Below are 13629 nucleotides of genomic sequence, written 5' to 3'. Positions count from 1 at the left end.
GAAATAGTAACGGCATCTTAGAAAGGCATCGTCTGAGCAGGGTCATCAAAAATGGTCCTGCTTTTTCTTTTTTAAAATACCGCAATGTTTCTATCTCAAACGTTAAGTGGTTTGAACCGTTCACGGAAGGTTCTATACCAACCAGAATCGTACAGATTTTTACCAACCGAAACAAATATCTCATTTTGGGACATTTTTCGATTACCCTTTTTCCTTGAGAGGGTGATGATTTTTTTAAATCATATTTTCCCAAACCGGTATCCAGAATGCCGTTGCCCCGGTTGCGTTCAACCAACAACTGTATTAAAATAACTACAATAATCCTGGACAATCAGCCATAGCTTATTAAAATTGATACCCCCGGCAAACGGATGTCGTGAGATAAGTCAATGCAGAAAGCTTTTCTAAAAATTTTTGACCATATTCTCGGTTCGATTCGAGAACCGCTGGTGGTGCTCGATCCTGATCTGATAGTGATAAAGGCCAACCCCTCTTTCTACCGCACGTTCAACGTGGACCCCGAACAGACCGAAGGTCTTTTGATATATGACCTCGGCAATCGGCAATGGGATATCCCCAAACTCAGAGAATTGCTCGAAGAGATCCTCCCTCGGAACACCGAATTCAATGATTTTGAGGTGGAACATCACTTTGAGACCATCGGCCCGAAGATCATGCACCTGAATGCCCGGCGGATATACTCAGATGGGAACCACACCCAGCTGATCCTGCTGGCCATCGAAGATGTGACGGAGCGTGAATTTTACAAAAGACATCTTGAGGACATTGTTGAAAAGCGAACCTCCGATCTCAACGTAGCAAAAGCGGAAGCGGAAAACAGCAGGCATCTGGCAGAAAATTCCCTTTTTGAAATCAAGCAGTTAACCGACCAACTCGAAGCCGAGAGAGCCTATCTTCAGGAAGAAATAAAGCTGGAATTCAACCATGATAACATTGTCGGCCGAAGCAACGAAATCAAATATGTGTTCTACAAGGTCGAACAAATCGCAGGCTCGGATACCAATGTCCTGGTATTGGGCGAAACCGGAACCGGCAAAGAACTGGTGGCACGCGCGATTCACGGCATGAGCCCCCGCAAAGATCGGGCCCTGGTGAAAATGAATTGTGCTGCACTGCCTTCCAACCTCATAGAAAGTGAACTGTTCGGTCATGAAAAAGGTGCCTTCACCGATGCACATTCCAAACGATTGGGACGTTTCGAGATTGCCAACGGCACCACCCTGTTTCTGGATGAGATCGGTGAACTGCCCCTGGATTTGCAGCCCAAGCTGCTCCAGGTGATCGAGACCGGCGAATTTGAACGCCTGGGAAGCTCAGACACGATAAAAGTCGATGTCCGCATTATTGCCGCCACCAACCGCAATCTGGAAGCGGAAGTCCGCAAGGGCACTTTCCGGGAGGATCTCTGGTACCGGCTGAATATTTTTCCCATCACCATGCCGCCGCTCAGGGAGCGCAGGGAGGACATCCCGCTGCTGGTCAATTATTTTATTGATAAAATTTCAAAAAGACTGGGAAAAACCATCAGTCTGGTACCGGTAAATGTGATGGCCGCGATGCAAAACTATCACTGGCCCGGCAATATTCGCGAGCTTGAAAATGTCCTCGAACGGGCGGTGATCAACTCGTCGGGTCCCAAACTGCATCTGGTTGATGAACTGAAAAAACCGAATAAAGATTTAACCATGGCAAATCAAACGCTTGCAAATGTAGAGCGGGAGTATATTATGCGGGTGCTGGAGCAGACCCACTGGAAAGTGAGCGGGAACAACAGTGCGGCTGAAATCCTGGGTCTCGACCGCAGCACCTTGCGCGCCCGCATGCGCAAGCTGGATATCCGCAAACCATAACATCGTACGCCAATTTCAATTCGCGCATATCCTTCGGTTCATATCAAGTTGCGTATTGGCGGTGCGGTGGACAGGAGTACTTCATGTTCAGGCATATTCTTTGTCCGACCGATTTGAAAGCGCGAGCTTACATCGCCCTGAAAAAGGCGGTTCAAATTGCGCATCAGTTCAATTCGAAAATCACGGTATTGAATGTCCACCCGGAGTTCATCGCGCAACAGGAACGGGAAATGCTACGGGTCAGTTTTGACGGCCTGAAAGAAAAGTACCGGCGGATCGCCATAGAATCACGCCAAGAGATGATGGCTGAAATTGGCAACCTGCATGCCGGGGATATTCAGGTCGACTACGAGATACGCCAAGGCAAACCGGAATGGGTCATTACGGAAACGGCTGGAAAACTCGGTATCGATCTGATCGTCATTTGCACCGACGGCAGGGACAACATCAAGGACTTTGTAACCGGCACAATTACCGAGCACGTTATCAACCATGCATCCTGCCCCGTGTTGGTTATTCCATACCAGAAAAGCGCGTAGGATCACGAAATTCCCACAGGTAACCAGCCTAGTTCCGGCGAGTGCTATGGACGCGTTGCGCAAACAATCGCTGGCCCACCACAATTCGAAAACCATAATTATTGGTCACATATGACCATTGGCTATATATGACCGATACCGTTTCCCATCTCCGTCATGCCCACCTTCATCTGCTCAACACTATTTCTATATTAAATCAGCTTGATGCGAATAAAACACGCTACACTCAAATTCCGGCATGAACCTTGATTATGAAGTTGGCGGATGTCAATGCAAAGAGGCGTTTGGTGCGTGAATCATCGCATAACCAGAAAAGCTGGCATAGCCGGGGGGTGGTCACCATGATCGTCGTTAGAATAACCATGAACGTGCTTCCGGAAAAGCAGAAAGAACTGGTGCAGACGCTTCTTTCGATGGTTGGGTCGATGGAGATGGAAACAGGCTGTCTGAGCTATGCCCTTTATTGTAATATGGAAGATCAAAACCTTCTCAATCTTCTCGAAGAGTGGCAGACGCGCAAAGCATTGAATCAGCATTTGCGTTCCGACATGTTCGGCGTTTTGCTCGGAACCAAGAGCCTGCTGATCGAACCGCATGGCATCCATATTTACACCATCGGTCAATCGGAAGGGATGGAGGCCGTTCATTCCGCCCGAGGGAAAGGATTCGACCGCGGTCATACCCTTGCGTCTTAGTTGTTTCCCACAGCTCACCATCTTGGCATGCCGAGCCGTTGATTCCTCAAAATAACCGTGACGGCACAGATGGAAAAGTTCTTCTGTAGGCGCGTCTTTACCTTAATTGAGGAGGAAATGACATGGATTTTTTTTGGATGATCTTAATCGGCATGATTGCCGGCTGGCTTGCCGGGCAGTTTATGGGCGGCACAAGGTACGGCGTGGTTGGAGACATCATTGTGGGTGTGATCGGCGCAATGATCGGCGGAATCCTTTTTCAAAAGACAGGCATTATGCCTGGTAGCGGTCTGATAGGCAGCCTGATCGTTGCGACCACAGGCGCGATTATCTTCTTATATGGCCTGCGCATGGTCAAGAAGGCTTAAAGGTGACTGTCATGACATCGGTTATTAAATATTACGAGGGAATCAACTCGGTTGCCGTAATCGGCAACTATCTGCCCCGCCAATGCGGCATCGCCACCTTCACCACGGATCTGGTTGAAGGCCTGTCAGCGGAAGCGCCTGACATCAACTGCTGGGCGGCGGCCATGAATGATACGCCCGAGGGATATCCTTATCCGGATAAAGTGCGCTTTGAGATCAACCAGAACAAATTGAGCGACTACAGCATGGCCTCTCAATTTCTCAATATCAATCAGACGGATATTGTCTGCGTGCAGCATGAATACGGTCTTTTCGGGGGGGCGGCCGGCAGCCACTTGTTAAAATTATTGGGTGACCTGCGCATGCCGGTGGTAACCACCTTACACACGGTGTTGAAAGACCCCGCGCCGGAATATCGAGCCGTCATGGGCAAGCTGTCCGAACTTTCCGACAAACTGGTCGTGATGAGCCATAAGGCATTTGATTTCCTTAAAGAGATCTACGCGGTGCCTGAAGAGAAAATTGTCTTTATCCATCATGGCATTCCGGATACCCCCTTTATCGATCCCAGCTTCAATAAAGACAAATTCGGCGTGGAAGGCAAAAAGGTTCTGCTAACCTTCGGCTTGCTTTCCCCCAATAAAGGCATCGAAACTGTATTGCAGGCGCTGCCGGCGGTCATCAACAGACACCCCGATGTGGCCTATATCATCCTGGGCGCAACCCACCCGCATATCTTGAAATTGCATGGGGATGCCTACCGAATCATGCTGCAGCAGCTCGTGCGCAAACTCGATATCGGCGCGCATGTCATTTTTCAAAATCGTTTTGTTGAGCTTAAAGAATTATGTGAGTTCCTAGGCATCGCCGATATCTACACAACGCCCTATCTTGAAGAAGCTCAGATTACCTCCGGGACCCTTGCCTATGCCATGGGCACCGGCAAGGCCATCATTTCGACACCTTACTGGTATGCCGCTGAGATGCTTGCCGAAGGGCGGGGCCGAATTGTGCCCTTCAGCAATCCGGAAGCCATGGCGGAACAGATCATCGACCTTCTGGACAACGATGTCGAACGGCACGCCATGCGCAAAAAGGCATACACATTCACTCGTGAGGCAGTCTGGAAGGAGGTCGCCCGGAAATATCTCCAAGTATTCAGTGAAGTGCGGCAAAACCGCACCCGTAACCCCCGTCCACGGCATTCCTACATTGAGAACATCAAGGTGATTACGAATTTCGAGCTCCCGGAGATCAAGCTCGATCATCTCAAAGCCTTTACCGATGACACCGGCATCCTGCAGCATGCCAATTATACCATCCCCGACCGCACCCATGGCTACTGCACCGACGACAATGCCAGAGCGTTGCTGGTTGCCGCCATGGGCCAAACCTACCTGCCGGCAAACGGCTGGGGTCTCGATTCCCTCAGTGGTCATTATCTCGGGTTTCTTCAGTATGCGTTCAATGAGAAAAAAGAACGCTTTCGCAATTTCATGACCTATTCGCGGCAGTGGACGGAAGAAATCGGTTCCGAGGATGCCCATGGCAGGGCGATCTGGAGCCTTGGCAATGCGGTGGCATTTCTTCAAAACCCAGGGCATCTGGCAATGAGTGCGACCCTCTTCAAAAAGGCCCTGCGGGCGGTCGAGAATTTTAATTCGCCCCGGGCCATCGCCTTTTGCCTCGTGGGCGTGAATGCCTACCTGGACAAATTCTCCGGTGACAGCGATGTGCGCAGGGTCCGGGAAATCCTGGCTATCAGGCTTTTCGATCAGTTTAAAAACCATGCTACCGACAGTTGGCCATGGCTTGAAAAAGCGTTGAACTATGCTAACGGCAAACTGCCCCATGCCCTGCTGCTGTCCGGCCAGCGGATGCAACGCAACGACATGATCGATATGGGACTCGTCTCCCTCAAGTGGCTGCTTGCCATCCAGACCGAAGACAATCATTTTGTGCCCATCGGCAGTAACGGATGGTATGAACAGGGCGGCCCCAGAGCCCGTTTCGACCAGCAGCCCATCGAGGCCAGTACCATGGTCGAGGCTTGCGTGAAAGCCTACGATATCACTCGGGATCAATCATGGTTCAACAACGCGGTCATGTGTTTCAATTGGTTTCTCGGACACAATGACCTTAACCTGCCGCTCTATGATGCCAAAACTGGGGGCTGCCGGGATGGATTGATGGCGGACGGCATCAACCAGAATGAAGGTGCAGAGTCCTCCCTGGCCTGGCTGCTTGCGTTGATGACCTTGCAGAAGCTCTATGGAGACGAGACCTTAAACCAGTGGTCGTCACAAAAAACCAGTTAACCAAGGATCAATCATGCACATTGCCATGCTCTCACCCATTGCCTGGCGCACGCCGCCCCGCCACTACGGCCCCTGGGAGAGCGTAGCGTCGCTGTTGACCGAGGGGCTGGCAGCGCGCGGGCATGATGTTACCCTGTTTGCCACCGCGGATTCACAGACCAACGGCAAACTTCATGCCGTCTGCCCGCGGGGCTACGAGGAAGACCGCACACTCATCCCGAAAGTCTGGGAGTGCCTGCACATTTCAGAGCTGTTTGAGCATGCCGATGCATACGATTTGATCCACAACCATTTTGACTTTCTGCCGCTGACGTATAGTGTCATGACCGCCACCCCGGTGGTGACCACCATTCACGGCTTTTCATCACCCGGAATCCTGCCGGTTTACAAGAAATACAACCGAAAAACGTTTTATGTGTCCATCAGCGACGCCGATCGATCCCCGGATCTTGATTATATCCAGACCATCCATCACGGACTTGATATCCAGGATTTTGATTATCAACCGGCTCCGGACGATTATCTGCTTTTTTTCGGGCGCATTCACAATGACAAGGGGCCTCGACAGGCGATTGAGATCGCCAGGGCCTGCAGCAAAAAACTGATATTGGCGGGCATCATCCAGGACCAGGCCTGCTATGATCAATTTGTCGCCCCTCATCTAAGCAGCGAGAAGGTGGTTTATATCGGCAGTGTTGGACCCGTTGAGCGCAACCGGCTGCTCGGCAGGGCCTGCGCGCTACTGCATCCGATCCAGTTTGATGAGCCTTTCGGACTGTCCGTTATCGAATCCATGGCCTGCGGTACCCCCGTGATCGCCTTTGATCGGGGCAGCATGCCTGAGCTGATTGAAAACGGAAAAAGTGGTTTTCTGGTGGGCGACGTAAACGAGGCCGTTGAGGCGGTTGCCCGTATTAAAGAGATCGACCGTGCAGCCTGCCGCCGCCATGTGGAAAGGCATTTCACCGTCGACCGCATGGTCGATGCCTACCTGCAGGTCTACGAAATGATTTTACAGGACGGACCCATATGAAAAAAAACGAGCCCATTATTACCCGCTTTAATAAAAACCCCATCCTGACAAGCAAGGATGTGCCCTATCCGGTTGCTACCGTCCACAATGCAGGCATCGTCAAACACAATGGCCGCTACATTATGCTTTTCAGGTCGCATCTGCTAAACGGACGCTCCATCATCGGCAGGGCCGACAGCGAGGATGGGTTCTCATTTACGGTTCATCCCAGACCCTTTCTGATACCCTCCACGGACACTGTTTTTGCCGAATATGAAGCCTTTGGCGTCGAGGACCTCAGAATCTGTCCCGTAGCGGGGGAGTACCTGCTGACCTACAGCGCCTATTCCCGTCACGGCGTACGAATTGCCCTGGCGCGCACCAGGGATTTTGAAAAAGTAGAACGACTTGCGCTGATTACCCAGGCCGATCTGCGCAACGTGGTTATTTTCCCTGAAAAATTCGGCGGCAGGTATGCCCGGTTGGACCGGCCGCATTCCGAAATTTCCCCCTGGTCCATCTGGATCTCCTATTCTCCCGACCTCGTGCACTGGGGAGACTCCAGGGTGATTATGAAACCGGTGGCCTATCACTGGGATGAAATGAAAATTGGGCCCGGTGCGCCTCCCTTCAAAACCGACAAAGGCTGGCTGCATATTTACCATGGCGTTTTTAAGACCATGTCCGGAACGGTGTATCGACTGGGCGCGGCTCTGCATGACCTTGATGATCCGGCCACGATCATCGGTGTTTCCGATGGTTGGATATTACAGCCAGAGGATCCATGGGAGGTAACCGGCTACGTCCCCAATGTGGTTTTTTCTTGTGGCGCGGTTCCGGAAGACGACGGAACGGTAAAAATATACTGGGGTGGGGCGGATACGGTCATGTGCGTCGGTACGGCCGTCATTGATGAATTGGTGGCGCTTTGCCTATCGGCTTCACGGCCTCCACTATAGATGACCATTGCCGGATTATCGCAGAATCGAAAACTAACGTCGTGGATAGGCTGGAATTGAAGATTTGCTCCGACATCGCTTATTCACTGTCAATCGACACGAAGGACATGAGGATATGTACTCTGAAAAGCGTCACAAGCTGAAAGTTAAAAGAAAAGCGAATAAGATCGTAGGAGACACTTCCCGGGTAATCACCTGTCTTCATGTTCCCGAAGAAGGATATCGCAGATCTAAAATAATTCAGCGGATAATGAACTTGTCCGAAACAGCTGCCAAAAAATTAATGGCTCAAATAATGGCTGACTTTTCGGGAAGGCACGAAGACATCAAACACATTTTTGAGCGGCACCTGATGGAGGTGAAGGATTATCTTCCCCGGGATGCAATGCTCAGCGATGTTCAAAGGGCTCTCATCGGAGCTTACTTTACGAAAGAGTACGCCATTGAATCAGCCGCCCTGTTCAACCCGTCAATCGTTGCCCATCCGGATCAGAGCCATCTGAAAAAAGGCAGCTTGCGCTTTATCATGAGCCTGCGGGCAACCGGTGAAGGCCATATTTCGTCAATTGTCTTTCGTAGCGGGGTCCTTGATCGGAACAATAAGTTTCTTTTCGACCCGATCAGTGATTTTGTGGAAACGCCGGACCTTCAATTAGATCCGGTTTACAAGCGCAATGTTTTCCAGCGTAAATTAAACGAGATGGGTGCCAGTAATGAGATAACCGCTTACGTGCTTAACCAGTTGCCGGAAGATTTCACGTATAATGAATTAATAGTAAAAATTGGGGACCTTCGCATAAAACCACTATTTTCCGAAACCATCCAAAACAGAACCTTCGAGGTCATATGCTGGCTTGCGGATTCCAATTATGAGGTCAGTTTCCACCCCGATCACCGTGTATCCGAGCGAGTGATCTTTCCCGTTTCCAAAAATGAAAGCAGAGGCATTGAAGATGCCCGCTTCGTTCAGTTTTTTGATGACAAGCAAGACGTCACCTATTATGCAACCTATACCGCCTATAACGGCATTTCTATTTTACCGCAGTTGATTGAGACAAAGGACTTCATCAAATTCAACATTTTAACGCTCAACGGGAAAGCCGCGCAAAACAAAGGGATGGCGCTTTTCCCGCGGAAAATTGGCGGCCGTTATGCCATGCTCTCGCGCCAGGATGGTGAAAACAATCATATCATGTTCTCAGACAATATCCATTTCTGGCAGAAGTCTCAAATCATCCAGGAGCCTGAATATCCATGGGAATTCATTCAGATCGGCAACTGCGGTTCCCCCCTGGAGACCGATAAGGGCTGGATCGTGCTCACCCACGGTGTTGGGCCCATGCGTAAATATTGCATTGGCGCCATGCTGCTCGATCTGTCAAATCCTTCAAAAATTATCGCCCGCCTGGATGAGCCACTGCTTTCCCCGCACGAGAAAGAGCGCGAGGGATATGTCCCCAATGTCGTTTATACTTGCGGAGCGATCATTCATAATAATGAGTTGGTCATCCCTTACGCCATGTCAGATATCAATTCCGGTATTGCAACCATTGAAGTCAATGAGTTGCTGAATGGTATGCGCGCGGTCGTTTAGGATAACACATGCAGCGTTATAAGATTCTTCATCGTACCTATTATAATTTCTCCGGGACTGTGAGGCTCGGCCCCCATCAATTGCGTCTGCGTCCACGGGAAGACTATGAACTTCGTATCGAATCCGCTACCTTGACGATCACACCGCCGGCGACCCTGCTTTGGCACCGGGACGTGGAAGGAAATTCAGTGGCCATCGCGAAATTCAACTTGCCGACCAACCAGCTTGCGGTCGAAAGCGAAGTGATTATCCAGCAATACAACCAAGCACCGCTGGACTTTCTGGTCGCCGATTACGCCATTGGTTACCCGTTTACTTATCAGTCCGATGATAAGATTCTGCTTTCGCCCTATATGGCATCTGGGGTGCAAAGGATAAACAACCTACTGGTTGAATGGATTGCGAATATTTGGAAACCCACTGATCGAATTCAAACCTACACCCTATTGCATCAGATTTGCACCCACATCCATGAATCGCTATCGTATCGCGTGCGGGAAGAACCCGGCGTGCAAACTGCCGAGCAAACACTATCAGGCGGTACTGGCTCTTGCCGTGACTTTGCGGCGCTATTTATGGTCGCAGCACGGTGGTTGGGTTTCGCCTCTCGCTTTGTAAGCGGCTATCTACACGCACCCCCATCAACAGATAGTTTGGGGGCAACCCATGCCTGGGCCGAAGTATACCTGCCGGGCGCCGGCTGGAAAGGGTTCGATCCTACCATCGGAAAAATCGTAGGAACGGATCACATTGCGGTTGCAGTGGCAAGATTGCCCGAATCTGTGCCGCCCATAGCCGGATCTTTCGTCGGTCCCCCGGGATCGAGTCTTGATGTTGGCGTATGGGTAACTATGTGGGAGTAAAGTGCGACTCTTGCTTTTATGAATCAAGAAATCAAATTTTCTACTCTCGAATTATGAAAATCACTTGAAACTGACTTGTAATTGAGACTTTAATCGTCACCTCGTCAAGTACAATCGAAAACAGGCGTGAAACAAAGCCAATCCAAATCACACAAACACTCTGTTTTCAGGTAGCTGCTATGAAGGTTTACCAATAGGTTGAGGAAAAATCAGAAAGACCAACCGCTATATCTGGTGGTTGGTCTTTTCCGATGATTAGTTGACTTTCAATTTGCTATCACAGGCAAAAAATGATGGCGGATTTCACTGGTGTCTCCAACTCATTACCAGCCATACATACCAATTTACAAGGTTCGAAGTTACAATTACTTCAAACCATTGTTCCCCTCGTCCGGTCAGATTCAACAGCTTAGTGAAAATAGATATGGAAAATCTTTAAGTTGCTTTTTGTAAAGGCACCGATTCTTGTACCCAAACTTGTACCCAAATTAAAATAAACAAAAAACGGGAAAATAGCTTAGTTGCTAAGTTCCCGTTTTAATTTTTTAAAATTGGTCGGGGCGAAAGGATTTGAACCTTCGGCCCCCTGCTCCCAAAGCAGGTGCGCTACCAGACTGCGCTACGCCCCGACATTTTTTTGCCCTCTTAGCATTGTTTATGGGAGGGCGCAAGCGATGAATGCTAAAGCTATTGCAACAGTCCGGGCAAAGCCATCTCGATGGCGTTGGCGATGGAATCGGCATATCCGTTCAGTTGCTGCTTGAGCGTTTGCGGGTTGGATGCTCCAACCGGGTGGATGCAGCCTACCTCTACCAGCACCGCCGGCAGATCAGCTCCCATCAGGGTCACCAGGGGAACGCCGCTGACGGTCACGCTGTCAAATGTTGCGCTGTTTTCCAATGCCTGCTTCAGCGTGGCGGCCAGATATTGACTCCGATGCTGGTGCCGGTCCTGGAGCTTGGCCCACACCGGCCGGTTCGCATCCAATTCGGCCGGATTCCCCTGGATCGAATTCCCGGAAGGAAGCGATAGGCGTTCATCGTAATGGTAATAGACGGCGACGCTTCGATCGGTGCAAAAAGGGGCAACCGCTGTGTGGAGGCTGATCATCAAATCCGCCCGCAGGTGGTTGGCCACGGCAGCCCGATCCGCCGGTGCCATTTGAATGTCTGCGGTCCGGGTCAGTTCAACCTGGTGTCGTGCCGCCAGCTGAGAAGCGATTTTTTGGGCCAATGCCAGGGTGAATTGCTTTTCGGGAAATTCGCTGCTACGGCCGGTCCCGCTGTCGTTTCCCCCGTGGCCGGGATCCAGGACGATAACAGCCGCCTGGGAGTGTCCGGCCGGCATAAACAACAACCCAATCAAACATAAAAAACCGATCAGGGTGACAAGCACCCTGGGACGAAAGTTGGGTAATGGCTCAATTGCGGCCATGGGCAGCGTGAAATCCTTGACAGAAGGGTCTATCAATATTATTTATTTCCTTTGATTTTTTTGCGAAGTTTAGTTTATTTGCAAGGAATGTCAAGTTGCGGGATGCATTTGGTCAAAATGATGTTCCATGAATCATTGCGAGAGTGGCGGAATTGGTAGACGCACTGGACTTAGGATCCAGCTCTGGCGACAGAGTGGGAGTTCAAGTCTCCCCTCTCGCACCATATTATATTAATAATTTTAAACACTTATTCCCCACCGTGTGACACCGGAAACGTTATCAGTTTGTTATCAGTCCGGGTATCAGCGTATAAAGCCCTGACTTCATCCCCGCTTAGTTGCAGATAGCGTTCAAACGCCTTGTTGGTACGAGTTCCAGACGCACGTTTTACAGCTTCAGGAGAGTGCCTCTGCCGCAGGGCCACTGCCGAGCTATGGCGCGTTCCGGGATAGAGGGACACGCCAACGATTTTAAGGTTCCGGCAAGCACGATTCCACCACCTCTGAAAATAATAGGGGCCGAATTTTCCCCCTGGCTTGGCGCTGCCATAACCCTTGATGTGCCTGAAAAAGTACATTTCAGGAAAGCTTCTTGGGATTGAGCGGATGAGATCCGCGTCTTGCTCCAGTAGATGAACGAACTTGGGTTCCCCCTCTTTCGGGTCCGGAACCAAGATCGTTTTTGTGGCCAGGTCGATGTGCTTTTCCTTGATGTGCCTGAGCTCTGACGGCCTGATATTGATATAAGTGGTAAGAAACAGGCACCCAATATAAATCCTTGGGTTGAAATCCCATGAGATCCGGTAGATTTCATCGAGCACTTTATGCTGATCTTCCTTGGACAGAATCTTTCTATACGCTGCGTGAGCCTTGACCACCGGCATTTTCGGCATTTGAGTGATTTCTATCTGCCCTGTGTCAACAAGCCATCGCCAGAACGACCGCATGCAGTCCCTGATATGCTTAATATAATAGGACGATAAGCCACGGTCCTGTAAGGCATTGAACAAATTTTGCAGGTCTGCGTAGCCAATTCCCTTGACGTTCCGGTTCGCCCATTCGTCAATCCCGAATCTGAGCCGCTGACGGTATTTATCAATAGCTTTAAGATGTCGTTTGCTGCTGATATACGTCTCGACCAGATTGGAGAAGCCAAGCGGCTCGTCCCGGCGATAGTCCCGGATGTCGAACGTTCCTTCGTAGGCCTTGAACCGCAGGCCGGCGAGCAGGTATTCAGCCTTTTCGTATTCATGTTTTTTGAACCGCCTGGTTACCTTGCCGAACCGGAGTTGCCACCCATACGTTGTTGAATAGATGCCTCCCTTCATACACAGACCTCCCCCCGGTGGTTGTGATCGGATCAGAGGATTATGGATTATGGGGGGTATGCGTGTCAATTACGTGTCCTTGCATTTGGTCAGAAAAAGTAAAAAACGCGCTTATATCGACTCATTGAAGATTCTGTGTAACTAACTTCCCGGTCCGGAAATCGTGTGGGCAGCCGGGATCGCCGCCCCATACCTGAGGAGGAATCTCATAATCCTGAGGCCCCCATACGGCGGCGACACCAAGAAACAGTTTACCGACCGGTTCGGCAGTGCCACGAAAACATCCAGCACGTGTCCGTGACAGAGTTTGCCGCATTCAGTCTCGTAATATTGGTTCATGAACGTACGGACTCCCCAGGATTTAGTAGCTTCCCTTTAATTTTGCCGGCATCCGTATGAGGAGCCAAATCACCAGTCTACCAAAATGAACTATTTACCCGCCTCGGTTTTCTTTGATGTCAGATCTTGAAAATACCGGTCCAGGTTGTCGGTATGGGCATAATAGCGACTGTCGATGATGCGTACCGGCAGGCCTCGTTTGACGAATTTCATGACCGTCATTTCGGTCATCTGCAGATAATCCATTATCGCCTGCTTGCCGATCAGGATTTTATTGGAGCTGGCTATCATTCTAATCCACCCTGACGT

General features: G+C 50.3%; 12 protein-coding genes and 2 tRNA genes. 10 read left to right on the top strand and 4 right to left on the bottom strand.

What is annotated here, in order from left to right:
• Positions 1-389 precede the first annotated feature (389 nt).
• The 9 genes from ACHZBS_RS04695 (at position 390) to ACHZBS_RS04655 (ending at position 10219) form a co-directional block, all read left to right on the top strand.
• Positions 390-1871: a sigma 54-interacting transcriptional regulator gene (locus tag ACHZBS_RS04695; RefSeq protein ID WP_319405369.1), complete on the top strand. Its 1482-nt coding sequence runs from the start codon at positions 390-392 to the stop codon at positions 1869-1871.
• A gap of 83 nt (positions 1872-1954) precedes the next feature.
• Positions 1955-2410, top strand: a complete 456-nt coding sequence (locus ACHZBS_RS04690) for a universal stress protein (RefSeq protein WP_319405368.1) — start codon at positions 1955-1957, stop codon at positions 2408-2410.
• 287 nt (positions 2411-2697) lie between these two features.
• Positions 2698-3105: an antibiotic biosynthesis monooxygenase family protein gene (locus ACHZBS_RS04685; protein ID WP_319405367.1), complete on the top strand. Its 408-nt coding sequence runs from the start codon at positions 2698-2700 to the stop codon at positions 3103-3105.
• A 122-nt stretch (positions 3106-3227) separates the two neighbouring features.
• Complete coding sequence (locus tag ACHZBS_RS04680; RefSeq protein WP_319405366.1) at positions 3228-3473, top strand: GlsB/YeaQ/YmgE family stress response membrane protein; 246 nt, start codon at positions 3228-3230, stop codon at positions 3471-3473.
• An 11-nt stretch (positions 3474-3484) separates the two neighbouring features.
• The gene (locus ACHZBS_RS04675; RefSeq protein ID WP_319405365.1) at positions 3485-5791 is read left to right on the top strand and encodes a glycosyltransferase family 4 protein; all 2307 of its coding nucleotides are present in this window, start codon (positions 3485-3487) and stop codon (positions 5789-5791) included.
• Positions 5792-5804: 13 nt separating this feature from the next.
• Entirely contained in the window at positions 5805-6824 is a 1020-nt protein-coding gene (locus ACHZBS_RS04670; RefSeq protein ID WP_319405364.1) for a glycosyltransferase family 4 protein, read from the top strand.
• Positions 6821-7762 carry a glycoside hydrolase family 130 protein gene (locus ACHZBS_RS04665; protein WP_319405363.1) on the top strand — a complete coding sequence of 314 codons (942 nt, stop codon included), beginning with the start codon at positions 6821-6823 and terminating at the stop codon, positions 7760-7762. Before ACHZBS_RS04670 ends, ACHZBS_RS04665 begins: the two co-directional genes overlap by 4 nt.
• 115 nt (positions 7763-7877) lie before the next feature.
• The gene (locus ACHZBS_RS04660; RefSeq protein WP_319405362.1) at positions 7878-9356 is read left to right on the top strand and encodes a glycoside hydrolase family 130 protein; all 1479 of its coding nucleotides are present in this window, start codon (positions 7878-7880) and stop codon (positions 9354-9356) included.
• Positions 9357-9364: 8 nt separating this feature from the next.
• On the top strand, positions 9365-10219 hold the full coding sequence (locus ACHZBS_RS04655) for a transglutaminase family protein (protein ID WP_319405361.1): 855 nt from the start codon (positions 9365-9367) through the stop codon (positions 10217-10219).
• Positions 10220-10771: 552 nt separating this feature from the next.
• On the opposite strand, the gene ACHZBS_RS04650 is transcribed toward ACHZBS_RS04655, so the two are convergent.
• Together ACHZBS_RS04650 and ACHZBS_RS04645 are read right to left on the bottom strand one after the other, a co-directional pair.
• Positions 10772-10848, bottom strand: a tRNA-Pro gene (locus ACHZBS_RS04650).
• Positions 10849-10906: 58 nt separating this feature from the next.
• Positions 10907-11689: an N-acetylmuramoyl-L-alanine amidase gene (locus tag ACHZBS_RS04645; RefSeq protein ID WP_319405360.1), complete on the bottom strand. Its 783-nt coding sequence runs from the start codon at positions 11687-11689 to the stop codon at positions 10907-10909.
• Positions 11690-11790: 101 nt separating this feature from the next.
• Between ACHZBS_RS04645 and ACHZBS_RS04640 the strand changes: the two genes are divergently transcribed.
• A tRNA-Leu gene (locus ACHZBS_RS04640) sits at positions 11791-11877 on the top strand.
• A gap of 24 nt (positions 11878-11901) precedes the next feature.
• Here ACHZBS_RS04640 and ACHZBS_RS04635 read toward each other — a convergent pair.
• Positions 11902-12981 carry a hypothetical protein gene (locus ACHZBS_RS04635; RefSeq protein ID WP_319405359.1) on the bottom strand — a complete coding sequence of 360 codons (1080 nt, stop codon included), beginning with the start codon at positions 12979-12981 and terminating at the stop codon, positions 11902-11904.
• Between the two features lie 429 nt (positions 12982-13410).
• Positions 13411-13611: a hypothetical protein gene (locus ACHZBS_RS04630; RefSeq protein ID WP_319405358.1), complete on the bottom strand. Its 201-nt coding sequence runs from the start codon at positions 13609-13611 to the stop codon at positions 13411-13413.
• Positions 13612-13629: the final 18 nt, after the last annotated feature.

Origin of the sequence: uncultured Desulfosarcina sp. (genome assembly GCF_963664155.2) — a bacterium.
GTDB lineage: Bacteria > Desulfobacterota > Desulfobacteria > Desulfobacterales > Desulfosarcinaceae > Desulfosarcina.
The sequence above is the reverse complement of the archived record's forward strand: the minus strand, read 5'-3'. Positions and strand labels throughout refer to the sequence as shown.

Bases quoted from the DNA above. Each gene is read 5' to 3' on its own strand.
- ACHZBS_RS04695 (WP_319405369.1), top strand. From the start codon at position 390: ATGCAGAAAGCTTTTCTAAAAATTTTTGACCATATTCTCGGTTCGATT.
- ACHZBS_RS04690 (WP_319405368.1), top strand. From the start codon at position 1,955: ATGTTCAGGCATATTCTTTGTCCGACCGATTTGAAAGCGCGAGCTTAC.
- ACHZBS_RS04680 (WP_319405366.1), top strand. From the start codon at position 3,228: ATGGATTTTTTTTGGATGATCTTAATCGGCATGATTGCCGGCTGGCTT.
- ACHZBS_RS04675 (WP_319405365.1), top strand. From the start codon at position 3,485: ATGACATCGGTTATTAAATATTACGAGGGAATCAACTCGGTTGCCGTA.
- ACHZBS_RS04670 (WP_319405364.1), top strand. From the start codon at position 5,805: ATGCACATTGCCATGCTCTCACCCATTGCCTGGCGCACGCCGCCCCGC.
- ACHZBS_RS04665 (WP_319405363.1), top strand. From the start codon at position 6,821: ATGAAAAAAAACGAGCCCATTATTACCCGCTTTAATAAAAACCCCATC.
- ACHZBS_RS04660 (WP_319405362.1), top strand. From the start codon at position 7,878: ATGTACTCTGAAAAGCGTCACAAGCTGAAAGTTAAAAGAAAAGCGAAT.
- ACHZBS_RS04655 (WP_319405361.1), top strand. From the start codon at position 9,365: ATGCAGCGTTATAAGATTCTTCATCGTACCTATTATAATTTCTCCGGG.
- ACHZBS_RS04635 (WP_319405359.1), bottom strand. From the start codon at position 12,981: ATGAAGGGAGGCATCTATTCAACAACGTATGGGTGGCAACTCCGGTTC.
- ACHZBS_RS04630 (WP_319405358.1), bottom strand. From the start codon at position 13,611: ATGATAGCCAGCTCCAATAAAATCCTGATCGGCAAGCAGGCGATAATG.